The sequence below is a fragment of the Mesorhizobium sp. WSM4310 genome (genome assembly GCF_007003935.1).
In the GTDB taxonomy this organism is placed as follows: domain Bacteria; phylum Pseudomonadota; class Alphaproteobacteria; order Rhizobiales; family Rhizobiaceae; genus Mesorhizobium.
The window spans coordinates 79,487-106,285 of record NZ_VFTA01000004.1; the positions used below are offsets into that span (position 1 = coordinate 79,487).

Genomic DNA, 26,799 nt, shown 5'->3' on the forward strand with positions numbered 1-26,799 from the left:
AAATGAGCGTGTTGCCAGGAGGAAGCCATGTCCGTCGCCCGCGTCACCGAAATCACCTCGTCGTCGAAGAAGAGCTTTCAGGACGCCATCGAGAAGGGAATCGCCCGCGCTGCGAAAACCCTGAAGAACGTGGAAGGCGCCTGGATCCAGGATCAGAAGATCGTCGTCGAGGACGGCAAGATCGTTGCCTATCGCGTCAACATGAAGGTGACTTTCATCCTCGCGGAGTGATTGGCCGACGCCGAAAAAGTCGGGAACTTTCACCCGCGCCCCTCATTGTCAAAGCAGAGTTCAACGACAACGAGGAGCAGATTATGACAACACAGACAGGCCACACCGAAGCCATAGCCGCTTCGCGCGTCATCGGCACGTCGGTCTACAATACTGAAGGCAGGAGCATCGGCAGCATCGAGGACATCATGCTCGACAAGACGTCGAACGGCATCATGTTCGCGGTGATCGGCTTTGGCGGTTTTCTCGGCATCGGCGAGAAGTACCACGCCATTCCCTGGGCCAGCCTCGACTACGACGAGAACAGGGGCGGTTATGTCGTGCCCTTCTCGAAGGAGCAGCTGAAAGCAGCACCCGCCTATTCGATCAACGAATTGGCCGGCGCGGATGGCGAGGCGGCGCGAGACGCATCCTATGAGTATTACAAGGTCACGCCCTACTGGCATTGATGCAGCCACGATCAAAAGGGCCCCGTCTCGACGGGGTCCTTTTTTATTCAACGCGAACGCCTATTCGCTGGTGCTCAACGCCGACAAAGGCGCAAGGGCCTTTGGCGGCGATTGCTGTGTGTCGCACGACGTCAGCAACGCCGCCGCGATCAGGAACAAACTGACGATACCGCTTAACTCGGACATGGCGAAACTCCTCCTGTTTCGCCCCGCGCGACAACAGCCATAACCCGAAATGGATGTCCGGGCGCATGACTTATGATGACAGATATTTGCGCTTCGTGAATCGGGCTGGTGACACTATTCGGCCATGGCCGGATTGCCTTTTGCGTCGCTTTGGCTAAGACGGGCGCGACCTTTCGTCAGATCAATCGGGGACATCGCAATGACCGCCATCATCGACATTGTCGGACGTGAAATCCTGGACAGCCGTGGAAACCCGACCGTCGAGGTCGATGTTGTACTCGAAGACGGTTCGATGGGCCGCGCCGCGGTGCCGTCGGGCGCCTCGACCGGCGCCCATGAAGCCGTCGAGCTTCGCGACGGCGGCGCCCGCTATCTCGGCAAGGGCGTGCTCAAGGCCGTAGAGGCGGTCAATGGCGAGCTGTTCGAGGCGATCGGCGGCATGGAAGCCGAGAACCAGATCCATATCGACCAGACCATGATCGAGCTCGACGGCACGCCCAACAAGAGCCGGCTCGGCGCCAATGCCATTCTCGGCGTTTCGCTGGCGGTGGCGAAGGCTGCTGCCGACGCGGCCGGCCTGCCGCTCTATCGCTATGTCGGCGGCACCAAGGCGCATATCCTGCCTGTGCCGATGATGAACATCATCAATGGCGGCGCCCATGCCGACAACCCGATCGACTTCCAGGAATTCATGATCCTGCCGGTCGGCGCGCCGACTTTGCGCGAAGGCGTGCGCTGGGGCTCGGAAATCTTCCACACACTGCGCAAGAAGCTGAAGGATGCCGGCCACAACACCAATGTCGGCGACGAGGGCGGCTTTGCCCCGAACCTGAAGAGCGCGCCGGTGGCGCTCGATTTCATCATGGAATCGATCGAGAAGGCCGGCTTCAAGCCGGGCGAGGAAATCGCGCTCGGCCTCGATTGCGCCGCCACCGAGTTCTTCAAGGACGGCAATTACGTCTATGACGGCGAGAAGAAGACGCGCGATCCCAAGGCCCAGGCCAAGTACCTCGCCAAGCTCGCCGCCGACTATCCGATCATCTCGATCGAGGACGGCCTTGCCGAGGACGACTGGGAAGGCTGGAAGTATCTGACCGACCTGATCGGCAAGAAGACGCAGCTGGTCGGCGACGACCTCTTCGTCACCAACACGGCGCGTCTACGCGACGGCATCCGGATGGGCGTTGCCAATTCGATCCTGGTCAAGGTCAACCAGATCGGCTCGCTGACGGAAACGCTCGATGCCGTCGAGACCGCGCACAAGGCCGGCTACACCGCTGTCATGTCGCACCGTTCGGGCGAAACCGAGGATTCGACCATTGCCGATCTCGCCGTCGCCACCAATTGCGGGCAGATCAAGACCGGTTCGCTCTCGCGCTCCGACCGCATGGCCAAATACAACCAACTGATCCGCATCGAGGAAGAGCTTGGCAAGCAGGCGAGTTACGCCGGCAAGTCGGTATTGAAGGCCTGATCCGGGCCAAATTCCAGGGAATGTGTAGGGCGGGTCATCCGCTGCCGCCAACGCGCGTCACACGGCCTCGTGTGACGCGCTGCGCCCCTCGGTCCTGGCCCAGCTTTGGGCGACATGCACTGCGGAGCTCGAACTGGAACGCTTCTGCTGTGGCGGGAAGCGCTCAAGCGCTTTCCGTGCGATGCACGCCTAGCGCCAACGAGAGGTCTGCAGTGATTTTCTGCATCATATCCGGCGAGTCTCGCTCGACACCGTAGACGAAGCCTGGGAAATCGAGCGGTTTCTGGTGAGACCAGATCGCTTCATGCTGGTCCGGAGGCAGAATCTGAGCTGGATTGCCGACGGCAATCCAGCCGATCGGTACGACCGTACCAGGTTCGAGGCGGGTACGCAGGTGAACGATGCCATTGATGCGGACTTCCGATCCGCGGCCTACGTGCGCACCATGGAACACCGCCGCGCCTGTAGCGACAAAAACGTCATCGCCGATTTCCGCGCCAACCACGTGGCTGTTAGGGCCTACAAGGCAATGGTTCCCCATGGTGCAAGGATGACTCGCTGTGGCCCGGATCACTGCATTTTCCAACACGATACAGTCGCGGCCAATGCGAATTGAGCCGCCAGCCTCCGCCACAAGGCGGGCGCCGTGCATGATCCGGCTGCCAGCGCCAATGACGACATCGCCACATACTGTGGCATCCGGGGCGACCCAAGCATCGGTGTCGATCGCAGGCGAATGCCCTGCATAAGAAACGATCATCGCTCGCTCTCCTCTCTCTCGATCTCAGCCGCGCGGCAGCCGATCGGGCAAATCTCATGCCCGCAAAGGTCATGCTCGCAGAGGCGACACGTTGTTCTCGCGAAAGCGCGGGAAGTCGTCGCGCCGGCAAGGATCTCGTCCAGCATGGAAGCAAAGTGCCGCCGCTTGTCCGGCTGCAGCGCAGACAGCAATCCGTCGAGCGCGGCGAGCCGAAGAGCTTGCATTTCCCTTACCTGTGCCTGGCCAGTCTCCGTCAGCGACAGCGGAGTGACGCGACCCACCGGGCTGCCACGCACTATCAGCGCCTGCCGTTCCAGGCCGTCGATCAAACGCACGGCTGTCGGTTGACTGACGCCGACGACCTCGGCGAGTTCTGTCGTCGTCAACCCGGGTTTGAAATGCAGCATCGACAGCACCGCCGCAGCACTTGGTGAAAGCTCTCTCAACGAGGCTTCCGTCCTGTCGCGAATCATGGCGCCGAGCGCGCCGAGTTTGTTGGCGTCCAATAATTGCATAGCGTATGCATATGTTATTTCGGCAGAACGTCAACCGCTTTTCCGCATGCAAGCTGCATGCAAGCTGCACGACTGCAAAGGATTGAAAAAAAACGACGGCCGGATGCAACTTGCCGGGCCAGGTCATGCCCCGCTCGCCAAACCCAACGGCACGTAACCGTCCGTTAAGCACAATCGGGCGAAAAAGATGCGAGCCGCATGAGTTCGCGGCCGCGGGGATTCGGATCATGTGGACGCGTCAGCACAAGCAGAGAAATACCGGCCGGCTGATCATCCCCTCGCTTTGCGTGGTGTTTCTCGCCTATTTCGGCTTCCATGCCTATCACGGCGAGTTCGGCATCAATTCGAAATATCAGCTGGAAGCCCAGACCGTTGCTCTGCAGGCTCAGCTTGATGCGATCAAGGCGCGCCGGATGGAACTCGAACGGCGCGTTCGGCTGATGCATGACGGCACGCTGGAGAAGGACATGCTTGACGAACAGGCGCGCAGGGCGCTCAATCTGTCCCAGGCCGATGAAATCACCATCATGCTGCCCGCCTCGTCGAAATAACTGAATTTCAGTTAATCGGCAATATTTTCAATGATTTTAATCGCTTAGGCGCATGCCAGCTATGCAAATTCGTCATGGCGCAACGCTCTAACGCGTGTTAGCCTTGCATAAATCGGTGGGGAGAGCTGATCTTCCCAGGGCGGATTTCATCCTGCCCTAATGTCCGCAAAGAGACGCCAACAGGGAGTGATGCATGGCCACCGCAGCCAGAAAAGCGCCTGCCAAATCCAAATCCGAAGCCAAATCAGGGCTTTCCGCGCCCAAGCCTGCTGAATTCACCAAGGATGAGGAGCTTGCCGCGTATCGGCACATGCTGCTCATCCGCCGCTTCGAGGAAAAGGCCGGCCAGCTCTACGGCATGGGCTTCATCGGCGGCTTCTGCCATCTCTATATCGGCCAGGAAGCTGTCGTCACCGGCATGAAGATGGCGCTGATTGATGGCGACCAGATGATCACGGCCTATCGTGACCACGGCCACATGCTGGCCATGGAGCTTTCCCCGCGCGGCGTCATGGCCGAACTGACCGGACGCCGTGGCGGCCTATCCAGGGGCAAGGGCGGCTCGATGCACATGTTCTCCAAGGAAAAGCATTTTTACGGCGGCCACGGCATTGTCGGCGCGCAGGTGTCGCTCGGCACGGGCTTGGCGTTCGCCAACCGCTACCGCGACAACAACAACGTTTCGCTGACCTATTTCGGCGACGGCGCCGCCAACCAGGGCCAGGTCTATGAAAGCTTCAACATGGCCTCGCTGTGGAAGCTGCCGGTGATCTACATCATCGAGAACAATCGCTACGCCATGGGCACCTCGGTGTCGCGCTCGTCGGCCGAAACCAATTTTTCGCATCGTGGCGCCTCGTTCAAGATTCCCGGCATTCAGGTCGACGGCATGGATGTGCGCGCGGTCAAATCCGCCGGCGATCAGGCGACCGAATGGTGCCGCGGCGGCAACGGGCCGATCATTCTCGAAATGCAGACCTATCGCTATCGTGGTCACTCGATGTCCGACCCGGCGAAATACCGCTCGAAGGAAGAAGTGCAGAAGATGCGCTCCGAGCATGACCCGATTGAACAGGTCAAGGCGCGGTTGACCGAGAAGAAATGGGCGACCGAGGACGAACTCAAGGCCATCGACAAGGAGGTTCGCGACATCGTCGCCGACGCCGCCGAATTTGCCCAGAACGATGCGGAGCCGGATCCGTCCGAGCTCTGGACCGATATCGTATTGTAAGGGAGGGCCAGGACATGCCGATCGAAATTCTCATGCCCGCTCTCTCGCCGACCATGGAAGAGGGCAATCTTTCCAAGTGGTTGAAGAACGAGGGCGACAAGGTCGTCGCCGGCGACGTCATCGCCGAGATCGAGACCGACAAGGCGACGATGGAAGTCGAAGCCGTCGACGAAGGCACGCTTGCCAAGATCGTGGTTCCCGCCGGCACCGAAGGCGTCAAGGTCAACGCGGTGATCGCCGTGCTTGCGGTTGACGGCGAAGACACCGACAAGGCCGGCGAAGGTATTGGCGAAGAGCCCGCCAAGGCTGAAACGGCTGCGCCGGCGCCAACTGCGGCGAAGAACGAGGCCGCGGCACCTGTCGCGGCGGCGCCGAAGACCGAGATTGCCGCTGACCCGGATGTCCCCGCGGGCACCGAGATGGTCTCGACCACGGTGCGCGAAGCACTGCGCGATGCCATGGCCGAGGAAATGCGCCGCGACGGCGATGTCTTCGTCATGGGCGAGGAGGTCGCCGAATACCAGGGCGCCTACAAGATCACCCAAGGGTTGCTGCAGGAGTTCGGGCCGCGTCGCGTCGTCGACACGCCGATTACCGAGCATGGGTTTGCAGGCGTCGGCGTCGGTGCGGCGATGGCCGGGTTGAAGCCGATCGTCGAGTTCATGACCTTCAACTTCGCCATGCAGGCGATCGACCAGATCATCAATTCGGCCGCCAAGACGCTCTACATGTCCGGCGGCCAGATGGGCGCGCCGATCGTGTTCCGCGGACCGAACGGGGCTGCTGCCCGCGTCGCCGCCCAGCACTCGCAGTGTTACGCCGCGTGGTACAGCCACATTCCTGGCCTGAAGGTGGTGATGCCGTATACGGCCGCCGACGCCAAGGGTCTGCTCAAGGCAGCCATCCGCGACCCGAACCCGGTCATCTTCCTCGAGAACGAAATCCTCTACGGCCAATCCTTCGACGTGCCGAAGCTTGATGATTTCGTGCTGCCGATCGGCAAGGCCCGCATCCACAAGCAAGGCAAGGATGTCACCATCGTTTCCTTCGGCATCGGCATGACCTACGCGGTCAAGGCCGAAGCCGAACTGCGCGGCATGGGCATCGACGCCGAGATCATCGATCTGCGCACCGTCCGCCCGCTCGACCTCGACACCATCATCGCTTCGGTCAAGAAGACCAACCGGCTTGTCGTGGTCGAAGAAGGCTATCCGCAGAGCTCGGTCGGCGACCATATCGCCAACCAGGTGTCGCAGCGCGCCTTCGATTTTCTCGACGCACCGGTCATCACCATTGCCGGCAAGGATGTGCCGATGCCTTATGCGGCCAACCTCGAAAAGCTGGCCTTGCCGAATGTCGGCGAGGTCATCGAGGCAGTCAAAGCCGTTACGTATCGCTGAACCGGCCGGGAGGACAAAATGCCAATCAACATCACCATGCCGGCGCTCTCGCCCACGATGGAAGAGGGCAATCTGTCGAAGTGGCTGGTCAAGGAAGGCGATAAGGTTTCGCCGGGCGATGTCATCGCCGAGATCGAGACCGACAAGGCGACGATGGAGGTCGAGGCCGTCGACGAGGGCACGGTCGCCAAGCTCGTCGTTCCCGCCGGCACCGAAGGCGTCAAGGTCAACGCGCTGATCGCCGTGCTTGCCGCTGAGGGCGAGGATGCGGGCGCCGCCGCGAAAAGCGGTGGCGGTGCCGCACCGGCGAAAGCCGAAGCGCCGAAAGCGGATGCTCCCAAGGCTGACGCACCAAAGGCTGAGGCAGCAAAGGCTGAACCTGCTGCCGCAGCCGCTCCGAAGGCTGAGCCGGCTCCGGTCGCCAATGGCCATGCGACTGGCGAGCGCACCTTCGCATCGCCGCTCGCACGCCGTATCGCCAAGGAAGCCGGCGTCGATGTGTCAGCCGTGACCGGCACCGGCCCGCATGGCCGCGTGGTGAAGGCCGATGTCGATGCCGCGATTGCCGGTGGCGGGGCCAGGGCTGAGCCCGCCGCCAAGGCTCCTGCCGGTGCACCTGCCGCCGCTGCTCCGGCGGTGAAAGCGATGTCGGACGACCAGGTGCTGAAGCTGTTTGAACCCGGCTCCTACGAACTCGTCCCGCACGACAACATGCGCAAGACCATTGCGCGTCGCCTGGTCGAGGCCAAGTCCACCATCCCGCATTTTTATCTCACGCTCGACTGCGAGCTCGATGCGCTGCTGGCGCTGCGCACGCAGATCAATGCGGCGGCCCCGATGAAGAAGACCGAGAAGGGTGACGTGCCTGCCTACAAGCTGTCGGTCAACGACATGGTCATCAAGGCGATGGCGATGGCGCTGAAGGCGGTGCCGGATGCCAATGCCTCGTGGACCGAAAGCGCCATGGTCAAGCACAAGCATGCCGATGTCGGCGTTGCCGTGTCGATCCCCGGCGGCCTGATCACGCCGATCATTCGGCATGCGGATGAAAAGACGCTGTCCACCATCTCCAACGAGATGAAGGACCTGGCCAGCCGCGCCCGCAGCCGCAAGCTGAAGCCGGAAGAGTATCAGGGCGGCACGACGGCCGTCTCCAATCTCGGCATGTTCGGCATCAAGGATTTTGCCGCCGTAATCAACCCGCCGCATGCGACGATCCTGGCGGTCGGCGCCGGCGAGGAGCGGGCGGTGGTCAAGAATGGCGAGATCAAAATCGCCACCGTGATGTCGGTGACCTTGTCGACCGACCATCGCGCCGTTGATGGCGCCCTTGGCGCCGAACTTCTGGTCGCCTTCAAACGGCTGATCGAGAACCCGATGGGCATGCTGGTCTAGGAAAGGAAAAGGCTGTGCGGAAGTTCTTCACCAGCCTTTTCGCCTTTTTCATTTCCTGGTTTGCCGGCGGTCTGACGGCGCTGGGACTGGCCACCGCAACGGAAGCCCGGGAAGAATACATTCTGGTGTTCATGGCGTCCGCGCTTGTCACCATTGTCGTGACGATTGTGTTTTTCGTTGCGAAGTTTTTTTCGAATGCACCCGCGATCATCGACTCGTCGCCGGCCTGGTCTTGCCAAGCTTGGCCACGGTGCTGGTCCACTGGCTGTTCGTACGCTGGCGGTTGGGGCGCGGTTTGATGAATGCACAGGTGAACGCATGAAGACGGTGCTTTGCTACGGCGACTCGCTGACCTGGGGTTACAACGCCGAAGGCGGGCGTCATGCGCTGGAAGACCGCTGGCCAAGCGTCCTGCAGGCCGGCCTGGGCAGTGGCGTCCAGGTTATCGCCGACGGACTCAATGGCCGCACCACGGCCTTCGACGACCATCTGGCAGGTGCCGATCGCAACGGCGCGCGGCTGTTGCCGACGGTGCTGACGACGCATGCACCGATCGATCTGATCGTCATCATGCTCGGCGCCAACGACATGAAGCCTTGGATCCACGGCAATCCGGTCGCGGCCAAGCAAGGCATCCAACGGTTGATCGACATCGTGCGCGGTCATGACTATCCGTTCGACTGGCCGGCGCCACAGATACTCATTGTGTCGCCGCCCGTTGTAAGCCGCACCGAAAATGCCGACTTCAGGGACATGTTTGCCGGCGGCGACGAGGCGTCGAAGCAGCTCGCCCCGCAATATGCGGCGCTCGCCGACGAAGTCGGCTGCGGCTTCTTCGATGCCGGCACGGTGGCGCAAACCACACCCCTCGACGGCGTCCATCTCGATGCCGAAAACACGCGAAACATCGGCAAGACGCTGACATCGGTCGTGCGCGTCATGCTGGAATTGTGATTGAAGGAGAAAATCCGTGGCTGAGAACTACGACGTCATCATCATCGGCTCCGGCCCCGGCGGCTATGTCACGGCGGTACGTTCCGCCCAGCTCGGCTTCAAGACGGCCATCGTCGAGCGCGAACATCTCGGCGGCATCTGCCTCAACTGGGGCTGCATTCCGACCAAGGCGCTGCTGCGCTCGGCCGAGATCATGCACTATTCCGACCATCTGAAGGACTATGGCCTGAAGCTCGACGGCAAGGTCAGCGTCGACACCTCGGCCGTCGTTGATCGCTCGCGCAAAGTCTCGCTGCGGCTCAATGGCGGCGTTGCCTTCCTGATGAAGAAGAACAAGGTCGACGTCATTTGGGGCGAAGCCAAGCTGTCGAAACCCGGCGAGGTCGTCGTCTCCAAGACGGCCAAGAAGCCGATGGAACCGCAGCCGCCGGTGCCGAAGGGCGTCAAGGGCGAGGGCACCTACACCGCCAAGCACATCATCCTGGCGACCGGCGCGCGGCCGCGCGCGCTGCCCGGCATCGAGCCGGACGGCAAGCTCATCTGGACCTATTTCGAGGCCATGGTGCCAAAGGAGATGCCGAAATCGCTGCTGGTGATGGGCTCGGGCGCCATCGGCATCGAATTTGCTTCCTTCTACCGCACCATGGGTGCCGAGGTGACGGTGGTCGAGCTGTTGCCGGCGGTGATGCCGGTCGAGGACGCCGAAGTCTCGAAATTCGCGCAAAAACAGTTCGAGAAGCAAGGCATGAAGATCATTCTCGAAGCCAAGGTGACCAAGGTCGAGAAGGGCGCCAACTCGGTCACCGCGCATGTCGAGATGAAGGACGGCAAGGTCGAGAAGATCACCGCCGACCGCATGATCTCGGCCGTCGGCGTCCAGGGCAATATCGAGAATCTCGGCCTTGAAGCGCTCGGCGTGAAGACCGACCGCGGCTGCGTCGTCGTCGACGGCTACGGCAAGACGAACGTACCCGGCATCTACGCCATCGGCGATGTCGCCGGCCCTCCCATGCTTGCCCACAAGGCCGAGCATGAGGGCGTTGTGTGCGTGGAAAAGATCGCCAACTTCCCCGGCGTGCACGCCATCGACAAGCTCAAGATTCCCGGCTGCACCTACTGCAATCCGCAGGTCGCCTCCGTCGGCCTGACGGAAGCCAAGGCCAAGGCCGAAGGCAAGGATATCCGCGTCGGCCGCTTCCAGTTCGCCGCCAACGGCAAGGCGATCGCGCTTGGCGAGGATCAGGGCTTCATCAAGACCATCTTCGACAAGAAGACCGGTCAGCTGCTCGGCGCCCATATGGTCGGCGCCGAGGTGACCGAACTGATCCAGGGCTTTGTCGTCGCGATGAACTTGGAGACGACCGAGGAAGAGCTGATGCACACCATCTTCCCGCATCCGACGCTGTCGGAGATGATGAAGGAGAGCGTGCTCGACGCCTATGGCCGCGCGCTGAACGCATGATAGATTCGCCGCAAGAGACTCAACCGCGAAAGCCGCAGGAGTTCGACGGCAAGGCAGCTCGTTTCCGCATGCATTTTTACGCGCGCAAGGAGAAGGCATATGCACTTGAACGGCGTGGGCTGGCTCGCAGCCATCATTATCGGCGGCCTGGCAGGCTGGTTCGCCGAAATGGTCATGAAGAGCAACACTGGCATTTTCATGAACATTATCATGGGCATCGTTGGAGCGATCGTGTTGAACGCCATCCTGCAGGCGCTCAATTTCGGCCCGTTCGGCGTCGGCTGGACCGCCTATCTGATCACCGGCTTCATCGGTGCCTGCCTGCTGATCTGGGTCGGTCGCCTGGTGCGCCGCTAGTCGGTACCGTTCCCGGCTATGCGAAAACGGTTGTAGCGGCATGCGCCGCCGCTGCCTTTTTCTTTGCGCCGAAAAGTCCTAGATGACGATGAAGTGACGATCGCCGACGGGCGGTCGCGAGAAAAGCCAGGGTCCAGATGGTTACTGTCCTCGACACGATCGCCAACGCGCCACGGCTGCGGCACCCCGAGAAGGCGCACAAGCCCGACCAGGAGGTGTTGCGCAAGCCGGACTGGATTCGCGTCAAGGCGCCGGTCTCCAAGGGCTATGCCGAGACACGCGAGATCGTCAAATCGCACAAGCTGGTGACGGTCTGCGAAGAGGCTGGTTGCCCCAACATCGGCGAGTGCTGGGACAAGAAGCACGCCACCTTCATGATCATGGGCGAGATCTGCACGCGCGCCTGCGCCTTCTGCAATGTCGCCACCGGCATTCCGACCGCACTCGACCCCGACGAGCCGGCCCGCGTCGCGCATGCCGTCAGGCAGATGGGGCTGAGCCACGTCGTCATCACCTCCGTCGACCGCGACGATCTTGCCGATGGCGGTGCGCAGCACTTTGCCGATGTCATCCGCGCGATCCGCGCGGCAACGCCGTCGACGACGATCGAAATCCTGACGCCTGATTTCCTGCGCAAGGACGGCGCGCTGGAGATTGTGGTGGCGGCCAAGCCCGACGTCTTCAACCACAATCTCGAAACCGTGCCGTCGAATTATCTGAAGGTTCGGCCGGGTGCCCGCTATTTCCACTCGATCCGGCTGTTGCAACGGGTCAAGGAACTCGATCCGTCGATCTTCACCAAGTCCGGCATCATGGTCGGCCTGGGCGAGGAGCGGAATGAAATCCTGCAGCTGATGGACGATCTGCGCACGGCCAATGTCGACTTCATGACCATCGGCCAGTATCTGCAGCCGTCGAAGAAGCACCATCCGGTGATCCGCTTCGTCACGCCCGAAGAGTTCAAGTCCTTCGAGACGATCGGCCGGACCAAGGGTTTCCTGCTGGTGGCATCGAGCCCGCTGACGCGCTCATCGCACCATGCCGGCGACGATTTCGCCCGGCTGCGCGCGGCGCGGGAAGCACAGCTTCAGAAGTCGGTCTAGCGCTGGTTGAATGCCGAAATTCGAAGCCACCCGCCGCGTCGCCCATACGCCGCAACAGATGTTTGCGCTGGTAGCCGATGTCGAGGCCTATCCGCAATTCCTGCCGCTTTGCGAAGCGCTGACGGTACGCTCGCGCAAGGAGCGTGACGGACGTACCGTTCTGCTGGCCGACATGAGCATCGGCTACAAGGCGATCCGCGAGACCTTCACGACGCAGGTGCTTTTGAAGCCCGACGAGAACGCCATCGACGTGAAGTATATCGATGGTCCGTTCAAATATCTGAGCAATGTCTGGCGTTTCGAGCCCGATGGCGCCGGCTGTGCCGTTCGCTTCTTCATCGACTATGAGTTCAAGAGCCGTATCCTGGGCGCGCTGATGGGCACCATGTTCGACCGTGCCTTCCGCATGTTCGCCGAGGCTTTCGAAAAGCGTGCCGACGTCATCTATGGCGTCGCGTCGTCGACCTAAATCCGGCCAAGCGCTCGCAGCCCAAGTTCCAGGGCGTGCCCGACCGTCTCACGGCGGATGAAATCGCGGCCCTTATCTGCAAACTGCCTGTGTTCGGCCGTCACGGTTTGGCCTTCCAGTCCGACGCCGAACCACACCAGGCCGACAGGCTTCTGCGCCGAACCGCCGCCTGGCCCGGCGATGCCGGTGACCGCAAGGGTTAGTCCCGCTCGCGAACGGGCAAGTGCTCCGGCCGCCATCTCGATCGCCGTCTCGCGGGACACCGCGCCATGCGCCTCGAGCGTCGCCGCTGAAACGCCAAGCATGTCCATCTTGGCGTCGTTGGAATAGGTAATGAAGCCGCGATCGACCACGGCCGAGGAACCGGCAATGTCGGTCAGCGCGGCGATGATCATGCCGCCGGTGCAGCTTTCCGCCGTCGCCACCATGATGCCGCGTTCGCGGCAGGCCTCGAACAGGGCAATGGCCAGTTCGGCGTTGCTCATTCCGGCACCTCGCCGGGGAACACCACGCTGGCGGTGGCGATCGCCGCAATGCCTTCTTCACGACCGACAAAGCCCAATTTTTCGTTGGTTGTCGCCTTGATCGAGATGCGGTCGGCGGAAATCCCCAGCATCCGCGACAGGGCTGCCGTCATCGCCTCGCGATGCGGCCCGACGCGCGGCGCCTCGCAGATCAATGTGACGTCGGCATTGGCGATGCGTCCGCCGCGCTCGCGCACCAGCTTCGCCGCGTGTTCGACGAAGATCCGCGACGCCGCACCTTTCCACTGCGGATCGGATGGCGGAAAATGCGTGCCGATGTCGCCGGCGCCGCAGGTTGCCAGCAGGGCGTCGGTCAAGGCGTGCAGGCCGACATCGGCATCGGAATGACCGGACAGTTTCTTGTCATGTGGAATGGCGACGCCGCACAGTGTGACGTGATCGCCGGGCTCAAAGGCGTGGACATCGTAGCCGTTGCCGGTGCGGATGTCGGGGAAATGCGTGCGTTCGCTGGAAAGCCGCTGGTGCGCCATGGCGATGTCCCGTGCCCAGGTGAGTTTGACATTGTCCGGCGAGCCCGGAACGAGATTGACTGGAATCTGCGCCCATTCGGCGATGGCCGCGTCATCGGTGAAATCCAGCCTGCCCAGTTGGTAGGCCCTGTCGTGCGCGGCAAGGATCGGCCCATAGGGAAAACCTTGCGGCGTTTGCGCCGCGTGCAGCCCGCTGCGGGAAACGGTCTCCGCGACCACGCCGGCGGCCGACTCGCGCTTCAGCGTGTCGGCGACGGGCAGGGCGGGCAACGCCCCCTCGTTCTCGCCGATGGCGGCGATGGTGCGGTCGATCAACTCCGCATCGACGAACGGGCGGACGGCGTCGTGAATCAGAACCTGGCCCGGCGCGTGTTCCTTCAGCGCCAGCAGCCCGAGCCGAACGGACTCCTGCCTGGTCGGTCCGCCAATGATGGCAGTGACGCGCTGTGCCTGTGCGCCCGCTGCTTGCCGGAACAATTCGTGGTCGTCGGCATGAATGGCGACAACGATCCGGCCAGTTCGCGGATGGGTCAGAAACATCTCCAGCGTGTGCGCAATGACAGCGCGGCCGCCAATGTTCTGGTACTGCTTGGGTCCGTTGGCCTGCCCGGCACGAGCGCCGCGGCCGGCGGCGACGATCACCACCGCAACCCCACCTGTCGCGCTCGAGTTTTCACTTCCGTCAGTCATGGCGATTGGCTTAGCGCACGATCCCCAAAAGTGTAATTGGTTTTCCGAAAAGATCGTGCGTCAAATATGAACTCAAAAGCCTCCTTCACACGGCATGAAGGACGCGCGGCGCCTTGGCCACGGCAAATCCCCAAGGCTCTGGAATTTTCCCGATTGCGCCTCAATGTGACGTCATTCCGCGTTGCACATTGCCGCTGATATGGCTAGAGAATGTGCAACGAATGGACATGCTTGGTTTTTGTGCATGGTTAACTCAACCAGATTGGCCGCGCCTTTGAACGTCGGCGGCGTGGAAATCCGCAACCGCGTATTCCTCGCGCCGATGTCGGGAATCACCGACGAGCCTTTCCGGCAGCGCGCCCATGCGCATGGCGCGGGCCTGGTCGTGTCCGAAATGGTGGCAAGCGGCGAACTCGCCAAGGGTAGGGCCGGCTTCGACCTGCGCATACGGCATTCCGGCCTGCCGGTCCATATGGTGCAGCTAGCCGGCCGCGAAGCGATCCACATGGCCGAAGGCGCACGGATTGCCGCAGGCGAGGGCGCCGACATCATCGACATCAACATGGGCTGCCCGGCCAAGAAGGTCACCGGTGGTTATGCCGGCTCGGCATTGATGCTGGATCTTGACCATGCGCTGTCGCTGATCGAGGCTGTGGTCGGCGCGGTCAAGGTGCCGGTGACGGTCAAGATGCGGCTCGGCTGGGACGAAGGCGCGTTCAATGCGCCCATCCTCGCGCGCCGGGCCGAGCAAGCGGGCGTCAAGATGGTGACGGTGCACGGCCGCACGCGCTGCCAGTTCTATCAGGGCAAGGCCGACTGGCGCGCCATCGCCCGTGTCAAGGAAGCCGTGTCCATTCCGGTCGTTGCCAATGGCGATGTCTGTTCCCCGGCCGAGGCAGCCGCCATTCTCGGCCAATCCGGCGCCGACGCTGTGATGGTCGGTCGCGCGCATTACGGCGCGCCCTGGATCGCCGGTGGCATCGCGGCAGCTGCGGCAGGCCAAACGGCGGCCAACGTGCCGCAGACTCCCGCGGCTCTGGCCGACTATATCGTCGGCCACTACGAGGACATGCTGGCGCTTTATGGCGTCGAGAGCGGTTTGCGCCAGGCGCGCAAACATCTGGGCTGGTATCTCGATCGCCATGCCGTTGGCGTCGCCGACGACCACCGAAAGGCCATCCTGACGACGTTCGATCCGGCCCGCGTCATTGCCTTGCTGCGCAATGTGTTTTCGCGCGATCCGCAACCCTTGAGCCTGCGGAGCGCCGCATGAACGCCACCGCTGGCCAGGGAACTGAAATGGTGGATGCCGCCCAGATCGTCCTCAACACCATCCGCCGCCCGGTGATCATGATCAGCGAGGACGGGTTCATCACCTTCGCCAATGCCGATGCCGAGGATTTCTTTCGCTCCAGCGCGACCATGCTGGCGCGCAACACGCTGTCCAAGCTCGTCCCCTTCGGCAGTCCGCTGCTGACCCTGGTCGATCAGGTGCGCGAGCGTCGGGCTCCGGTCAACGAGTATCGGGTCGATGTGTCGTCGCCACGCCTCGGCATCGAGAAGGTCGTCGATCTCTATGTCGCACCAGTGACGGAATTCCCGGGCTCCGTCGTGGTCATGTTCCAGGAACGGTCGATGGCCGACAAGATCGACCGGCAGATGACGCATCGCGGTGCCGCACGCTCTGTGACCGGCCTGGCAGCGATGCTCGCCCACGAGATCAAGAACCCGCTCTCCGGCATCCGCGGCGCCGCGCAACTGCTCGAACTGTCCGCCTCCGATGAAGACCGCGCACTGACCCGGCTTATCACCGACGAGACGGACCGCATCGTCTCGCTGGTCGATCGCATGGAGGTGTTTTCCGACGAGCGGCCGATCGATCGCTACCCCGTCAACATCCATGTCGTACTCGACCATGTGAAGGCGATCGCAAAGAACGGTTTTGCGAAGAAAATCAGGATATTGGAGGACTATGATCCATCATTGCCTCCGGTATTCGCCAATCGCGACCAACTGATCCAGGTGTTCCTGAACCTGGTCAAGAACGCCGCCGAGGCAATCGGCAGCGACCCCCATGGCGAGATCGTGCTGTCGACTGCCTTCCGGCCGGGCATCCGCGTTTCGGTTCCAGGCACACAGGATCGCGTGTCGCTGCCGCTCGAGTTCTGCGTGCGCGACAATGGCTCCGGTGTCTCGGAGGATATCCTGCCGATCCTGTTCGATCCCTTCATCACCACCAAACCGAACGGCTCGGGACTGGGCTTGGCGCTGGTCGCCAAGATCGTCGGCGAGCATGGCGGCATCATCGAATGCGAATCGACCCCGCGCGGGACCACCTTCCGCATCCTGATGCCGGCCTGGAAGGAAACGCCGTTCGGCGCTGAAGAAGACGGTGAAGGAGACCGCAAATGACCGCTCGCGGCAATATTCTCGTCGCCGATGACGATGCGGCGATCCGCACCGTGCTCAACCAGGCTCTCTCGCGCGTCGGCCACGAGGTGCGCGTCACGTCCAACGCCTCGACCTTGTGGCGCTGGGTGGCGGCGGGCGAGGGCGACCTTGTCATCACCGACGTCGTCATGCCGGACGAGAACGCCTTCGACATGCTGCCGCGCATCAAGAAGGCGCGGCCGGAGCTGCCCGTCATCGTCATGAGCGCCCAGAACACGTTCATGACGGCGATCCGTGCATCCGAGACCGGCGCCTATGAATATCTGCCGAAACCGTTCGACCTGACCGAACTGCTCAATATCGTCAACCGGGCGCTGTCGGAGCCCCGCCGGCCGAAAATCGATGCGCGGCCCGACGAGCAGCCCGAAACGATGCCGCTGGTCGGCCGCTCGGCGGCCATGCAGGACATCTATCGCATGCTGGCGCGCATGATGCAGACCGACCTGACGGTGATGATCTCGGGCGAATCCGGCACCGGCAAGGAACTGGTGGCGCGCGCGCTGCATGAATATGGCCGCCGTCGCGGCGGACCGTTCGTTGCCATCAACATGGCGGCGATCCCGCGCGACCTGATCGAATCGGAACTGTTCGGCCACGAGAAGGGCGCTTTCACCGGCGCCCAGAACCGCTCCACCGGCCGCTTCGAGCAGGCCGAGGGCGGCACGCTGTTCCTCGACGAGATCGGCGACATGCCGATGGAGGCGCAGACGCGCCTGCTGCGTGTCCTGCAGCAGGGCGAATACACGACGGTCGGCGGCCGCACGCCGATCAAGACGGATGTGCGCATCGTCGCCGCCACCAACAAGGATCTGCGCACCCTAATCAACCAGGGATTGTTCCGCGAGGATCTGTTCTATCGCCTCAATGTCGTTCCGCTGAGGTTGCCGGCGCTGCGCGAGCGCTCCGAGGACGTGCCTGATCTCGTGCGCCACTTCTTCAAGCTCGGCGAAATGGAAGGGCTGCAGACCAAGCGTATTTCATCCGGCGGCATCGAACTGATGAAGCGCTACCCGTGGCCGGGCAATGTGCGCGAACTGGAAAACCTGGTTCGCCGGCTGGCCGCGCTCTATTCACAGGATGAGATCTCCGCCGAAATCATCGAGGCGGAGCTGAAGACCGGCGAGCGCCCCGTGGTCCCCGGCGGCGGCAACCTCATTCCCGACGACCTTTCCATCGGCCAGGCGGTGGAGCATTTCCTGCAGCGCTATTTCGCCTCGTTTGCCGGCGAATTGCCGCCAGCCGGGCTCTACCAGCGCATCCTGTCCGAAGTCGAATATCCGCTGGTCCTGGCCTCGATGACGGCAACCCGCGGCAATCAGATCAAGGCTGCGGAACTGCTGGGGCTGAACCGCAACACGCTGCGCAAGAAGATTCGCGAACTGGGCGTCAACGTCTATAAATCGTCGCGGCCGGGCTGAGTGCTGGTCTGACGCACTCTTTTCAGGGGACTGAGCGGCGAAAGATTTCCGCCATTGTCACACTTGTTGCATAATCGCCACAATGCGTTGCATAGATCGGACGCAATCATTGGCTCCCAGACGGCGACATGGCTCCGCAGGCACCTGTACTCAACCAACCGCTATTCAGCGAACCCGGCGCGCGCGACGGACGCCGCTTGCTGGCGCTGCCCGGCGTGGTGGCGGTCGTCGGCGCGCTGGTCATGGCGGCCATTTCATTCACTATCCTGGTCGGCGCGACGCCGATCGCGCCTGACGCCAGGACGACCTGGGCGCTGATCGCGCTTAACGCCGCTTTCGTGCTGTTCCTCATGGCGCTGGTCGGGCGCGAGGTGCATCGCATCGTCATGGCGCGCCGGCATGGCAAGGCGGCCTCGCGGCTGCATGTGCGCATCGTTGCCATGTTCGCGCTGGTTGCCGCCATTCCCGCCATCATGGTGGCCATTATCGCCTCGATCACGCTCGATATCGGCCTCGATCGCTGGTTCGAGATTCGCACCAAGACGATCGTCAATTCCTCGTTATCGATCGCCGATGCCTATGTTCAGGAAAATGCCCGCAACTTGCAGGGCACGACGCTGTCGATGGCCTATGATCTCGACGCGTCGCGAACACTCTACGGCCTTGATCGCACAGGCTTTCTCGACCTCCTGAACAAGGAGGCGGTGGGCCGGTCGCTGGCCCATGCGGCGCTGATCAAGCCCGACGGTTCGTTCGTCATGAGCGCGCAGACCGATGCCGATTTCGCCATGCCGGAACCGCCGGAAGGCGCGGTCAGCAGCGCCACCGACGGCAAACCGGTGCTGATAGAGCCGCGCACCCGCAACATCATGGGCGCCATCGTCAAGCTGCGCGAGATCGAGGGCCTCTACCTCTACACCATCCGCCTTGTCGATCCCGAGGTGATCAAGGCGCGGCAGATCGTCAGGTCCAACACCGACGAGTATCGCAATCTCGAAGACAACAGGCGCACCTCGCAAGTGGCCTTCGCGCTGCCCTATCTGTCGCTGACGCTGATCATCATCTTGTCGGCAATCTGGACCGGCATCGCGGTCGCCGACCGTCTCGTGCGGCCGATTCGCCAGCTTATCGGCGCCGCCGACGAGGTGGCGACAGGCAATCTGGACGTCGCGGTTCCGGTCAGGCCTTCCGACGGCGACGTCGCCTCGCTGGGCGACACCTTCAACAAGATGCTGCTGGAGCTCAAATCGCAACGCAACGAGATCCTGTCGGCAAAGGACCTGATCGACGAACGGCGGCGCTTTTCCGAAGCCGTGCTTGCCGGTGTCACCGCCGGCGTCATCGGCGTCGATCCCTACGGCATCGTCACCATCGTCAACCGTTCAGCCGAATCGATGCTGGCCGTCTCCGCCAGTGCCGCACTCGGGCAGAACCTTTCCGCCATTCTGCCGCATGTTGGCCGTGTCTTCGAGATCGGTCGCCAGTCGGGCAAGCCCGTCTACCGAGAGCAGGTGACGTTTTTCCGCGCCGGGACCGAGCGTACTTTCAACGTGCAGATCACCGTCGAGGCGGGCGATGACGGCTCGGAGGAGAAATCCTACGTCGTGACCGTCGACGACATCACCGATCTGGTCCAGGCGCAGCGTTCTTCCGCCTGGGCCGATGTGGCGCGGCGCATCGCCCACGAGATCAAGAACCCGCTGACGCCGATCCAGCTTTCGGCCGAGCGCATCAAGCGCCGCTATGGCAAGGTCATCACCGAAGACCGTGAGGTTTTCGACCAATGCACCGACACCATCATCCGGCAGGTCGAGGACATCGGCCGGATGGTCGACGAATTCTCCGCCTTCGCGCGCATGCCCAAGCCCGAGATGAAAGCCATCGATCTGCGCGAATCGCTGCGTGAGGCGTCCTTCCTGGTCGAAGTCAGCCGCGCCGACATCACCTTCGAGCGGATTTTCGGCAACGAACCGCTCAAGGGCACGTTCGACAGCCGCCTTTTGGCGCAGGCTTTCGGCAATGTGATCAAGAACGCCGCCGAGGCGATCGACGGACTGGAACAAAAGGACGGCTCGCACGGCATAATCCGGATTCAAGCCGGCCGTCAGAATGGCGCGATTCGAATCGACGTCATCGACAATGGCAAAGGTCTGCCGCGGGAGAATCGCCAACGGTTGCTCGAGCCCTATATGACCACGCGCGAGAAGGGCACCGGGCTTGGTCTCGCTATCGTCAAGAAGATCGTGGAGGACCATGGCGGCAGGCTGGAACTTCATGATGCGCCTGCGGACTTCCATGGCGGCCGCGGGGCGATGATCAGCATCATCCTGCCGCCCGCGGCCGTCACGCCGTTGCGCGGCGAGGGCAAGACGGAACACGAAAGAGAAACTGAAAAGGTCGGTAATGGCGTCTGATATTCTCATCGTCGATGACGAGGAAGACATCCGCGAGCTCGTCGCAGGCATACTGAGCGACGAAGGTCACGAAACCCGTACGGCATTTGACGCCGACAGCGCGTTGGCGGCCATAGCCGATCGGGCGCCGAGGTTGATTTTCCTCGACATCTGGCTGCAGGGCTCGCGCCTGGACGGCCTGGCGCTGCTCGACGAGATCAAGACCATGCATCCCACTCTGCCGGTGGTGATGATCTCCGGTCACGGCAACATCGAAACGGCGGTCTCGGCCATCCGCCGTGGCGCCTACGATTTCATCGAGAAGCCGTTCAAGGCCGACAGGCTGATCCTCATCGCCGAGCGTGCGCTCGAAACCTCGAAGTTGCGGCGCGAGGTTTCCGACCTCAAGCAGCGCAGCGGCGAGACCTTCGACCTGATCGGCATGTCGTCGGCGATGAGCCAGCTGCGCCAGACCATCGAGCGCGTCGCGCCGACCAACAGCCGTGTGATGATCATCGGCCCGTCCGGATCAGGCAAGGAACTGGCGGCGCGCGCCATCCACACGCTGTCGGCCCGCAAGGGCGGGCCGTTCGTGACCCTGAGCGCTGCAAACATCACGCCCGAGCGCATGGAGATCGAACTGTTCGGTACCGAATCGAACGGTGTCGAGCGCAAGGTCGGCGCGCTGGAAGAAGCCCATCGCGGCATCCTCTACATCGATGAAGTGGCCGACATGCCGCGCGAGACGCAGAACAAGATCCTGCGTGTGCTGGTCGAGCAGCAGTTCGAGCGGGTAGGGGGCACCAAACGGGTCAAGGTCGATGTCCGCATCATCTCCTCGACCTCGCAGAACCTGGAAGCCATGATCGCCGACGGGCGTTTCCGCGAGGATCTCTATCATCGCCTGGCGGTGGTTCCGGTGATGGTGCCGGGGCTGGCCGAACGGCGCGAGGATATTCCCTATCTCGTCGACAATTTCATGAAGCAGATCGCCCGCCAGGCCGGCATCAAGCCGCGCCGTATCGGCGACGATGCGCTTGCCGTGCTGCAGGCGCACAATTGGCCGGGCAACGTGCGTCAGCTGCGCAACAATGTCGAGCGCCTGATGATCCTGGCGCGCGGCGACGACGTCGATGCGCCGATCACCGCGGACCTTCTGCCGTCCGAGATCGGCGATGTCATGCCGCGCACGCCGAATCAGTCCGACCAGCACATCATGGCGCTGCCGCTGCGCGAGGCGCGCGAACAGTTCGAGAAGGACTATCTGATCGCCCAGATCAACCGCTTTGGCGGCAACATCTCGAAGACCGCCGAGTTCATCGGGATGGAGCGCTCGGCGCTGCACCGCAAACTGAAGTCGCTGGGCGTCTGACGCGCAGGACCTGTGCTGAACAGCGCGTGGTCCAAGCATTTGCCGGTTACGGCGGCGGCGGAATCGCATAAGAAAGCCCGAGATTTTTCAGGGGTCGCCAATGCCGCGCATTGCCTATGTCAACGGGCGCTATGTCGCTCACGCGAACGCTTCCGTGCATATCGAGGATCGCGGCTATCAGTTCGCCGATGGCGTCTATGAGGTCTGCGAGGTGGCGCGCGGCTTCATCGTCGACATGCCGCGCCATCTTGCCCGGCTCAACCGCTCGCTGACCGAACTGTCGATTGCATGGCCGGTCGCGCGCAACGTGCTGCCGCTCATTCTGCGCGAAGTGGTCAACCGCAACCATGTCGTCAACGGCCTGGTCTATGTGCAGGTAACGCGCGGTGTCGCCAGCCGCGAGTTTGTTTTCCCGTCGGCGGACACCAAGCGGTCTTTGGTGGTTACTGCCAAAAAGGCCGATCCGGCGGCTGGAGCAAAGCGAGCCGAGACCGGGATCGCGGTCATTACCGTGCCAGAGAATCGCTGGGACCGGGTCGATATCAAGACCGTCGGACTGCTGCCCAATGTATTGGCCAAGCAAAAAGCCAAGGAGGCCGGCGCGCAGGAGGCATGGTTCGTCGACCCCGAAGGCAACGTCAAGGAAGGCGGCTCGTCCAACGCCTGGATCGTCACCAGGGACGGCGTCCTGGTTACCAGACCAGCCGATCACGGCATCCTGCGCGGCATCACCCGCACGACCATGTTCGAGGTTGCGGCAAAGCTCGGCCTGAAGATCGAAGAGCGCGGTTTTTCGGTCGCCGAGGCCAAGGCGGCGCGCGAGGCGTTCATCAGTTCCGCCACGACGATCGCCATGCCGGTCGTGGCTATTGACGGCGATCCTGTGGCCAACGGGCACCCCGGCTCAGTGACACTTTCGTTACGGCAGGCCTTTTTTGACATTGCGGAAAAAAGTCCAGCCTGATAACCGCACAGGTGGAATGAACATCAATATATCTCGTTCTGCTTGTCGTTACTGACGACAAGACGGTGTTTGCGCGCTTGACATGTGCCCGACAATTTGGCGCATTGGCTTGCAAACCGAAGGGGATCGGCGAAAGACAAGAACAATGGCGGAACGATCGCAAAATCTTCAGGACCTGTTCCTGAATTCAGTTCGCAAGAGCAAGAACCCGCTCACCATCTTCCTCATCAACGGCGTGAAGCTGACCGGCGTGGTCACTTCGTTCGACAATTTCTGTGTGCTGCTGCGCCGCGACGGTCACTCCCAGCTCGTCTACAAGCACGCCATTTCCACGATCATGCCGAGCCAGCCGGTTCAGATGTTCGATGGCGAGGAAAGCCAGGGCGCCTGATTGGCACGTGAGAAGGACGCGGACGGCACGGTTCGCGGAAAACCAGCGCATCATCCCGGGACGGAAGCCATGGCGCCGACCCGGGCCGTCGTCATTGTGCCCGTGCTTGCCCGTCAGCCGCGCGGCGACGACGACACCAACCGCCCGCGGCTGACGCGTTCGGCCGACGCTCGCCATGACGAGGCGGTCGGCCTTGCGCGCGCCATCAATCTCGACCCTGTCCATACGGCTGTCGTGACGGTCAACGATCCGCGTCCAGCAACCTTGCTCGGCAGCGGCAAGGTCGAAGAGTTCGCCCAATTCGTCAAGGACAACGACGCCGAGCTGGTCATCGTCGACCATCCGCTGACCCCGGTGCAGCAACGCAATCTCGAGAGGGAACTGCATGCCAAGGTTCTGGACCGAACCGGGCTGATCCTAGAAATCTTTGGCGAGCGCGCCCGCACCAAGGAAGGCACGCTGCAGGTCGAGCTTGCCCATCTCAACTATCAGAAGGGCCGCCTGGTCCGCAGCTGGACCCACCTTGAACGCCAGCGCGGTGGCGCCGGCTTCCTCGGCGGTCCCGGCGAAACCCAGATCGAATCCGACCGGCGGCAGTTGCAGGAAAAGATCATCAAGCTGAAGCACGAGCTGGAAACGGTGCGTCGCACCCGCGACCTGCATCGCGCCAAGCGCAAGAAGGTGCCGTTCCCGGTGGTGGCGATCGTCGGCTACACCAATGCCGGCAAGTCGACGCTGTTCAACCGGCTGACCGGGGCGGACGTACTGGCGCAGGACATGCTGTTCGCCACGCTCGATCCGACGCTGCGCCGCGTGCGCCTGCCGCATGGCACGCCGATCATCCTGTCGGACACGGTCGGCTTCATCTCCGACCTGCCGACGCATTTGATCGCGGCTTTTCGCGCCACGCTGGAAGAGGTGGTCGAGGCCGATCTCGTCATCCATCTGCGCGACATTTCCGATCCCGACACGGCGGCACAGGCCGAGGATGTCGAGCGCATCCTGGCCGACCTCGGTGTCGACGCCGGTGACACCAAGCGTGTGATCGAAGTCTGGAACAAGATCGATCTGCTGGACGAAGGCAACAGGAGCCGCCTGCTTGCCGATGCCGCGGACGGCAGCAAGGGTCCGCCGATCGCCATATCGGCGGTGATCGGCGAGGGCATCGATGCGCTTAAGGCGCTCATCGAGACGCGCATGGCCGGCGAGCTCGAAGATCTGACGGTGACGATCGAGCCGGCACAATTTGGCTTTGTCGATTGGCTGTATCGCAATGGCGATATCGTTTCGCGCACCGACAATGAAGACGGCAGCGCCACCATCTCGCTCAAGGCTACACAAAGCGCTCGCGAAGAGATCGAAAGCCGATTGCGTCGCAAAAACAACGGCTAGGCCGGAGCAATTATCGGAAAAGTCTAAACGCGTTTCCGTCCCGGATTGCCGATCTACAGGCCTACTTCGCGCTCTTCGCTTCCTGCCAGAGCGCTTCCATCTCGTCCAGGGTGGCCTTCTCCAGTGTGTTGCCGGACTTCTCGAGAGCCTGCTCGACATAGTGGAAGCGCGTCCGGAATTTTTCGTTGGTGCCGCTCAAAGCGGCTTCCGAATCGAACTTGAGATGACGGCCGAGATTGACGACGGCGAACAGCATGTCGCCGAACTCGTCCTTGATCGAGGCCGTCTCGCCCTTCGCCAGAGCCTCGCGCAACTCGCCGATCTCCTCCTCGATCTTGTCGAGGATGGGGGCTGCCTCGCTCCAGTCGAAGCCGACACGGGCAGCCTTCTCCTGAAGCTTTAGCGCTCGCGTCAAAGCGGGCAGGGCGACCGGAACACTGTCCAGAAATCCCTTGCCATTGTCTTCGGGGTCGAGGCCGCGCGCGAGACGGCCTTGCCGTTTCTCCGCCTTCTCCTCGGCCTTGATCTTCTCCCACATGCCCTTGGCCATGCCGGCGCCGCGGGCTTCCTCGTCGCCGAAGACATGCGGGTGGCGCCGGATCATTTTGGTGGTGATGGCCTGGACGACATCCGGGAAGGCGAATTCGCCCGCTTCCTCGGCCATTTGCGCGTGGTAGACGACCTGCAGCAGGAGGTCGCCGAGCTCATCGCGCAGATCGTTGAGGTCACCGCGCGCGATGGCATCCGCCACCTCGTAGGCTTCCTCGATCGTATAGGGCGCGATGGTCGAGAAATCCTGCTCGATGTCCCAGGGGCAGCCGGTCCTCGGCGCGCGCAGCGCGGCCATGATCTCGATCAGGCGCGAAATGTCTTTGGATGGCGTCATGCGGCGGATGCTATCCTGCGACCCGACGCACGGCCAACACTGTCAGCCGGCGAGGGGGCCTTGTCCACAGCTGAGCCGCTTCAGTCAAGCACGGAGACGATCGCCTTGGCGAGGTCGTCCATGCCGTCCTCCGGCAATCCAGCGACGTTGATGCGGCTATCGCCAACCATGTAGACGCCGTGCTCGGCACGCAACCGCTCGACCTGCGCTTCCGTGAGACCAAGCCGCGAGAACATGCCGCGATGGCTGGCGACGAAGTCGAAGCGGTCGGAGTTGGACTGCCGGCGCAGCGCCTCGGCGAAAGCCACGCGAAGCCTCAGCATGCGCAGGCGCATCTCTTCCAACTCGGCTTCCCAGTCGGCGCGCAGGCTTGCGTCTTCCAGCACAATGCGCACCGCCGCCGCGCCATGGTCGGGCGGCATCGAATACATGGCGCGTGCGGCCGACAGCATCTGGCTCATCGCCACGTCGGCCTGCGCGCTGTCCCTGGCCAAGACCATCGCCGCGCCGACACGATCGCGATAGACGGCGAAGTTCTTCGAGCAGCTCGAGGCAACGACCATTTCCGGAACTTTCGCCGCCAGCAGGCGCAGGCCGAGAGCGTCGGCCTCGAGGCCGTCGCCAAAGCCCTGATAGGCGATGTCGACGAACGGCAGCAGGCCGCGCTCGACGACCAGATCGGTGACGGCCTGCCACTGCCCCGCATCGAGGTTGGCGCCGGTCGGGTTGTGGCAGCAGCCATGCAACAGCACCACGTCGCCGCTCTTGGCCGTTCGCAACGCCTCCAGCATGTCGTCGAAACGAACAGCACCGGAGGCCGCGTCGAAATAGGGATATTCGCGGATCTGCAGGCCGGCTGCGCGCATCACCGGCATGTGGTTCGGCCATGTCGGGTCCGACAGCCAGATCGTGGCGTCCGAACGCGTCCGCTTGAGCAGCTCCGCCACCAGGCGAAGCGCACCGGAGCCGCCGGGCGCCTGTGCCGCCCGGATGCGCGTCATGTCCGCGCCCGGCCCGAAGGCGAGCTTGGCCATCACCGCGTTGAAGCCGGTGTCGCCGGCGAGCCCGAGATAGGTCTTGGTGTCCTGGCTGCTCAGCAGCCGCTTTTCAGCCTCACGCACCGCGCGCATCACCGGCGTCTTGCCGTCGCGATCCTTGTAGACGCCGACGCCGAGGTCGACCTTGTTGGGACGCGGATCGGCGCGATAGAGGCCGATCAGGGCCAGGATCTTGTCGGCGGGAGCTGGCTGCAGGTCTTCGAACATCGTTATGGTTCCGTTTGCGCGGCGG

28 protein-coding genes are annotated in these 26,799 nt (G+C 62.7%); 21 read left to right on the top strand and 7 right to left on the bottom strand.

Going from position 1 to position 26,799, the window contains the following annotated elements; translation table 11 throughout:
• Positions 1–27: 27 nt before the first annotated feature.
• Together FJV80_RS06745 and FJV80_RS06750 are read left to right on the top strand one after the other, a co-directional pair.
• Positions 28–231: a dodecin family protein gene (locus tag FJV80_RS06745; protein WP_095775775.1), complete on the top strand. Its 204-nt coding sequence runs from the start codon at positions 28–30 to the stop codon at positions 229–231.
• An 83-nt stretch (positions 232–314) separates the two neighbouring features.
• Positions 315–680, top strand: coding sequence for a PRC-barrel domain-containing protein (locus FJV80_RS06750; RefSeq protein ID WP_032933411.1), 366 nt, complete (start codon positions 315–317; stop codon positions 678–680).
• 60 nt (positions 681–740) lie between these two features.
• On the opposite strand, the gene FJV80_RS35560 is transcribed toward FJV80_RS06750, so the two are convergent.
• The gene (locus FJV80_RS35560; RefSeq protein ID WP_095775774.1) at positions 741–866 is read right to left on the bottom strand and encodes a hypothetical protein; all 126 of its coding nucleotides are present in this window, start codon (positions 864–866) and stop codon (positions 741–743) included.
• A 199-nt stretch (positions 867–1,065) separates the two neighbouring features.
• On the opposite strand from FJV80_RS35560, the gene eno reads away from it, so the two are divergent.
• The gene (gene eno, locus FJV80_RS06760; RefSeq protein ID WP_142875942.1) at positions 1,066–2,340 is read left to right on the top strand and encodes a phosphopyruvate hydratase; all 1,275 of its coding nucleotides are present in this window, start codon (positions 1,066–1,068) and stop codon (positions 2,338–2,340) included.
• A 163-nt stretch (positions 2,341–2,503) separates the two neighbouring features.
• Here eno and FJV80_RS06765 read toward each other — a convergent pair whose 3' ends face one another.
• Both FJV80_RS06765 and FJV80_RS06770 read right to left on the bottom strand, forming a co-directional pair.
• Complete coding sequence (locus FJV80_RS06765; protein ID WP_095775772.1) at positions 2,504–3,100, bottom strand: gamma carbonic anhydrase family protein; 597 nt, start codon at positions 3,098–3,100, stop codon at positions 2,504–2,506.
• Positions 3,097–3,615 (bottom strand): MarR family transcriptional regulator, encoded by a 519-nt coding sequence (locus tag FJV80_RS06770; protein WP_142875943.1) that lies wholly within the window; start codon positions 3,613–3,615, stop codon positions 3,097–3,099. Before FJV80_RS06770 ends, FJV80_RS06765 begins: the two co-directional genes overlap by 4 nt.
• Before the next feature lie 227 nt (positions 3,616–3,842).
• On the opposite strand from FJV80_RS06770, the gene FJV80_RS06775 reads away from it, so the two are divergent.
• The 10 genes from FJV80_RS06775 (at position 3,843) to FJV80_RS06820 (ending at position 12,537) form a co-directional block, all read left to right on the top strand.
• A complete protein-coding gene (locus FJV80_RS06775; protein ID WP_044550389.1) occupies positions 3,843–4,166 on the top strand; it encodes a septum formation initiator family protein in 324 nt (107 codons plus the stop codon).
• Between the two features lie 193 nt (positions 4,167–4,359).
• Entirely contained in the window at positions 4,360–5,397 is a 1,038-nt protein-coding gene (pdhA, locus tag FJV80_RS06780) for a pyruvate dehydrogenase (acetyl-transferring) E1 component subunit alpha (protein ID WP_095775770.1), read from the top strand.
• A 14-nt stretch (positions 5,398–5,411) separates the two neighbouring features.
• Positions 5,412–6,797: a pyruvate dehydrogenase complex E1 component subunit beta gene (locus FJV80_RS06785; RefSeq protein WP_095775769.1), complete on the top strand. Its 1,386-nt coding sequence runs from the start codon at positions 5,412–5,414 to the stop codon at positions 6,795–6,797.
• 18 nt (positions 6,798–6,815) lie between these two features.
• Entirely contained in the window at positions 6,816–8,192 is a 1,377-nt protein-coding gene (locus FJV80_RS06790; protein ID WP_142875944.1) for a pyruvate dehydrogenase complex dihydrolipoamide acetyltransferase, read from the top strand.
• Positions 8,193–8,206: 14 nt separating this feature from the next.
• Positions 8,207–8,491, top strand: coding sequence for a hypothetical protein (locus FJV80_RS06795; protein ID WP_245318366.1), 285 nt, complete (start codon positions 8,207–8,209; stop codon positions 8,489–8,491).
• 19 nt (positions 8,492–8,510) lie between these two features.
• Positions 8,511–9,146, top strand: a complete 636-nt coding sequence (locus tag FJV80_RS06800; protein WP_095793094.1) for an SGNH/GDSL hydrolase family protein — start codon at positions 8,511–8,513, stop codon at positions 9,144–9,146.
• 16 nt (positions 9,147–9,162) lie between these two features.
• Positions 9,163–10,608, top strand: coding sequence for a dihydrolipoyl dehydrogenase (gene lpdA, locus FJV80_RS06805; RefSeq protein ID WP_095788723.1), 1,446 nt, complete (start codon positions 9,163–9,165; stop codon positions 10,606–10,608).
• Between the two features lie 99 nt (positions 10,609–10,707).
• Positions 10,708–10,965, top strand: coding sequence for a GlsB/YeaQ/YmgE family stress response membrane protein (locus FJV80_RS06810; protein WP_142875945.1), 258 nt, complete (start codon positions 10,708–10,710; stop codon positions 10,963–10,965).
• Between the two features lie 137 nt (positions 10,966–11,102).
• Positions 11,103–12,068, top strand: a complete 966-nt coding sequence (gene lipA, locus FJV80_RS06815; RefSeq protein WP_095775764.1) for a lipoyl synthase — start codon at positions 11,103–11,105, stop codon at positions 12,066–12,068.
• 10 nt (positions 12,069–12,078) lie between these two features.
• Entirely contained in the window at positions 12,079–12,537 is a 459-nt protein-coding gene (locus FJV80_RS06820) for a type II toxin-antitoxin system RatA family toxin (protein ID WP_095775763.1), read from the top strand.
• Here the strand turns inward: FJV80_RS06820 and FJV80_RS06825 are convergent.
• Both FJV80_RS06825 and FJV80_RS06830 read right to left on the bottom strand, forming a co-directional pair.
• Positions 12,534–13,022, bottom strand: a complete 489-nt coding sequence (locus FJV80_RS06825; protein ID WP_095793092.1) for a CinA family protein — start codon at positions 13,020–13,022, stop codon at positions 12,534–12,536. The two genes, FJV80_RS06820 and FJV80_RS06825, sit on opposite strands and share 4 nt — an antisense overlap.
• Positions 13,019–14,242, bottom strand: coding sequence for a bifunctional 2-C-methyl-D-erythritol 4-phosphate cytidylyltransferase/2-C-methyl-D-erythritol 2,4-cyclodiphosphate synthase (locus tag FJV80_RS06830; protein ID WP_095775761.1), 1,224 nt, complete (start codon positions 14,240–14,242; stop codon positions 13,019–13,021). Before FJV80_RS06830 ends, FJV80_RS06825 begins: the two co-directional genes overlap by 4 nt.
• A gap of 244 nt (positions 14,243–14,486) precedes the next feature.
• Here FJV80_RS06830 and dusB point away from each other — a divergent pair, with 244 nt between their 5' ends.
• The 8 genes from dusB to hflX all read left to right on the top strand — a co-directional run bounded on the left by dusB (position 14,487) and on the right by hflX (position 24,623).
• On the top strand, positions 14,487–15,515 hold the full coding sequence (gene dusB, locus FJV80_RS06835; RefSeq protein WP_095793090.1) for a tRNA dihydrouridine synthase DusB: 1,029 nt from the start codon (positions 14,487–14,489) through the stop codon (positions 15,513–15,515).
• A complete protein-coding gene (locus tag FJV80_RS06840) occupies positions 15,512–16,654 on the top strand; it encodes a nitrogen regulation protein NR(II) (protein ID WP_095793089.1) in 1,143 nt (380 codons plus the stop codon). The genes dusB and FJV80_RS06840 overlap by 4 nt, the downstream gene beginning before the upstream one ends.
• A complete protein-coding gene (ntrC, locus tag FJV80_RS06845; RefSeq protein ID WP_010909344.1) occupies positions 16,651–18,111 on the top strand; it encodes a nitrogen regulation protein NR(I) in 1,461 nt (486 codons plus the stop codon). Before FJV80_RS06840 ends, ntrC begins: the two co-directional genes overlap by 4 nt.
• A gap of 128 nt (positions 18,112–18,239) precedes the next feature.
• On the top strand, positions 18,240–20,525 hold the full coding sequence (locus tag FJV80_RS06850) for a PAS domain-containing sensor histidine kinase (protein ID WP_095775757.1): 2,286 nt from the start codon (positions 18,240–18,242) through the stop codon (positions 20,523–20,525).
• Positions 20,515–21,876: a sigma-54 dependent transcriptional regulator gene (locus FJV80_RS06855; RefSeq protein WP_095775756.1), complete on the top strand. Its 1,362-nt coding sequence runs from the start codon at positions 20,515–20,517 to the stop codon at positions 21,874–21,876. The genes FJV80_RS06850 and FJV80_RS06855 overlap by 11 nt, the downstream gene beginning before the upstream one ends.
• Positions 21,877–21,976: 100 nt before the next feature.
• Positions 21,977–22,840, top strand: coding sequence for a D-amino-acid transaminase (locus FJV80_RS06860; protein WP_142875946.1), 864 nt, complete (start codon positions 21,977–21,979; stop codon positions 22,838–22,840).
• A 145-nt stretch (positions 22,841–22,985) separates the two neighbouring features.
• Complete coding sequence (gene hfq, locus FJV80_RS06865) at positions 22,986–23,231, top strand: RNA chaperone Hfq (protein WP_006202172.1); 246 nt, start codon at positions 22,986–22,988, stop codon at positions 23,229–23,231.
• Positions 23,232–24,623, top strand: coding sequence for a GTPase HflX (gene hflX / locus FJV80_RS06870; protein ID WP_142875947.1), 1,392 nt, complete (start codon positions 23,232–23,234; stop codon positions 24,621–24,623).
• A 61-nt stretch (positions 24,624–24,684) separates the two neighbouring features.
• Here the strand turns inward: hflX and mazG are convergent, their stop codons facing one another.
• A complete protein-coding gene (gene mazG, locus FJV80_RS06875; protein ID WP_142875948.1) occupies positions 24,685–25,509 on the bottom strand; it encodes a nucleoside triphosphate pyrophosphohydrolase in 825 nt (274 codons plus the stop codon).
• Between the two features lie 80 nt (positions 25,510–25,589).
• On the bottom strand, positions 25,590–26,774 hold the full coding sequence (locus FJV80_RS06880; RefSeq protein ID WP_142875949.1) for an amino acid aminotransferase: 1,185 nt from the start codon (positions 26,772–26,774) through the stop codon (positions 25,590–25,592).
• Positions 26,775–26,799: the final 25 nt, after the last annotated feature.

Excerpts from the sequence above, each read along its gene's own strand:
- dusB (WP_095793090.1), top strand. The coding sequence starts at position 14,487 with ATGGTTAACTCAACCAGATTGGCCGCGCCTTTGAACGTCGGCGGCGTG.
- FJV80_RS06850 (WP_095775757.1), top strand. The coding sequence starts at position 18,240 with ATGGCTCCGCAGGCACCTGTACTCAACCAACCGCTATTCAGCGAACCC.
- pdhA (WP_095775770.1), top strand. The coding sequence starts at position 4,360 with ATGGCCACCGCAGCCAGAAAAGCGCCTGCCAAATCCAAATCCGAAGCC.
- FJV80_RS06785 (WP_095775769.1), top strand. The coding sequence starts at position 5,412 with ATGCCGATCGAAATTCTCATGCCCGCTCTCTCGCCGACCATGGAAGAG.
- FJV80_RS06745 (WP_095775775.1), top strand. The coding sequence starts at position 28 with ATGTCCGTCGCCCGCGTCACCGAAATCACCTCGTCGTCGAAGAAGAGC.
- FJV80_RS35560 (WP_095775774.1), bottom strand. The coding sequence starts at position 866 with ATGTCCGAGTTAAGCGGTATCGTCAGTTTGTTCCTGATCGCGGCGGCG.
- mazG (WP_142875948.1), bottom strand. The coding sequence starts at position 25,509 with ATGACGCCATCCAAAGACATTTCGCGCCTGATCGAGATCATGGCCGCG.
- FJV80_RS06790 (WP_142875944.1), top strand. The coding sequence starts at position 6,816 with ATGCCAATCAACATCACCATGCCGGCGCTCTCGCCCACGATGGAAGAG.
- FJV80_RS06855 (WP_095775756.1), top strand. The coding sequence starts at position 20,515 with ATGGCGTCTGATATTCTCATCGTCGATGACGAGGAAGACATCCGCGAG.
- FJV80_RS06750 (WP_032933411.1), top strand. The coding sequence starts at position 315 with ATGACAACACAGACAGGCCACACCGAAGCCATAGCCGCTTCGCGCGTC.
- FJV80_RS06880 (WP_142875949.1), bottom strand. The coding sequence starts at position 26,774 with ATGTTCGAAGACCTGCAGCCAGCTCCCGCCGACAAGATCCTGGCCCTG.
- FJV80_RS06860 (WP_142875946.1), top strand. The coding sequence starts at position 21,977 with ATGCCGCGCATTGCCTATGTCAACGGGCGCTATGTCGCTCACGCGAAC.
- hfq (WP_006202172.1), top strand. The coding sequence starts at position 22,986 with ATGGCGGAACGATCGCAAAATCTTCAGGACCTGTTCCTGAATTCAGTT.
- FJV80_RS06825 (WP_095793092.1), bottom strand. The coding sequence starts at position 13,022 with ATGAGCAACGCCGAACTGGCCATTGCCCTGTTCGAGGCCTGCCGCGAA.
- FJV80_RS06800 (WP_095793094.1), top strand. The coding sequence starts at position 8,511 with ATGAAGACGGTGCTTTGCTACGGCGACTCGCTGACCTGGGGTTACAAC.
- lipA (WP_095775764.1), top strand. The coding sequence starts at position 11,103 with ATGGTTACTGTCCTCGACACGATCGCCAACGCGCCACGGCTGCGGCAC.
- FJV80_RS06840 (WP_095793089.1), top strand. The coding sequence starts at position 15,512 with ATGAACGCCACCGCTGGCCAGGGAACTGAAATGGTGGATGCCGCCCAG.
- eno (WP_142875942.1), top strand. The coding sequence starts at position 1,066 with ATGACCGCCATCATCGACATTGTCGGACGTGAAATCCTGGACAGCCGT.
- FJV80_RS06830 (WP_095775761.1), bottom strand. The coding sequence starts at position 14,242 with ATGACTGACGGAAGTGAAAACTCGAGCGCGACAGGTGGGGTTGCGGTG.
- FJV80_RS06770 (WP_142875943.1), bottom strand. The coding sequence starts at position 3,615 with ATGCAATTATTGGACGCCAACAAACTCGGCGCGCTCGGCGCCATGATT.
- FJV80_RS06810 (WP_142875945.1), top strand. The coding sequence starts at position 10,708 with ATGCACTTGAACGGCGTGGGCTGGCTCGCAGCCATCATTATCGGCGGC.
- ntrC (WP_010909344.1), top strand. The coding sequence starts at position 16,651 with ATGACCGCTCGCGGCAATATTCTCGTCGCCGATGACGATGCGGCGATC.
- FJV80_RS06820 (WP_095775763.1), top strand. The coding sequence starts at position 12,079 with ATGCCGAAATTCGAAGCCACCCGCCGCGTCGCCCATACGCCGCAACAG.
- FJV80_RS06775 (WP_044550389.1), top strand. The coding sequence starts at position 3,843 with ATGTGGACGCGTCAGCACAAGCAGAGAAATACCGGCCGGCTGATCATC.
- FJV80_RS06765 (WP_095775772.1), bottom strand. The coding sequence starts at position 3,100 with ATGATCGTTTCTTATGCAGGGCATTCGCCTGCGATCGACACCGATGCT.